Origin of the sequence: Aquabacterium parvum (assembly GCF_001447195.1) — a bacterium.
Classification (GTDB): Bacteria; Pseudomonadota; Gammaproteobacteria; order Burkholderiales; family Burkholderiaceae_C; genus Aquabacterium; species Aquabacterium parvum.
In genome coordinates, this window is the sequence record NZ_LFRI01000433.1 from 1 (window position 1) to 497 (window position 497).

Here is a 497-nt window from a genome sequence, read left to right on the forward strand (position 1 = left end):
GTCCGACGACGACCCTCTAGCCAAGGCTGTATGGCGGCGTGAAGATCGCGTCCACTATGGAGAAGATGGTGGACGCGATCGCAAAACAAGACTCAGACGCCAAGACAGGCGTTGTGGGTGTACGCAAGCGGCGGACGTACAGCAAACAGTTCAAGGCCGAGGTGGCGGCGCAATGCCTGATGCCCGGCGCATCGGTGTCAGCGATTGCCCTGAGCCATGGCATCAACGCCAACGTGATTCGCAAGTGGCTGCCGCCAGGGCCTGTGCCCATGGCCCGCGCACCAGTGCTGTTGCCGGTGATGATTGAGCCCGATACACCGCCTGCACAGCCGGCAGCGACGCAGCCCATCGAACTGAGCATGCATGGCGCCACCCTGTGCCTGCCGCCTGGCTTTGCCGCGCAGGATCTGCGCAGCATCCTGCAAGTGCTGCGCTCACTGCCATGATCGGATTGCCAGCGGGCACCCGCGTCTGGCTGGCCGCTGGCCACACCGACA

The 497-nt window shown here is 64.2% G+C and carries 1 protein-coding gene; it reads left to right on the forward strand.

Features of this window, described 5'->3' with window-relative positions; all coding sequences use genetic code 11:
* The first annotated feature begins 68 nt into the window (after nucleotides 1–68).
* On the forward strand, nucleotides 69–446 hold the full coding sequence (locus ABG80_RS17445; RefSeq protein ID WP_200964342.1) for a transposase: 378 nt from the start codon (nucleotides 69–71) through the stop codon (nucleotides 444–446).
* The last annotated feature ends 51 nt before the right edge of the window (nucleotides 447–497 follow it).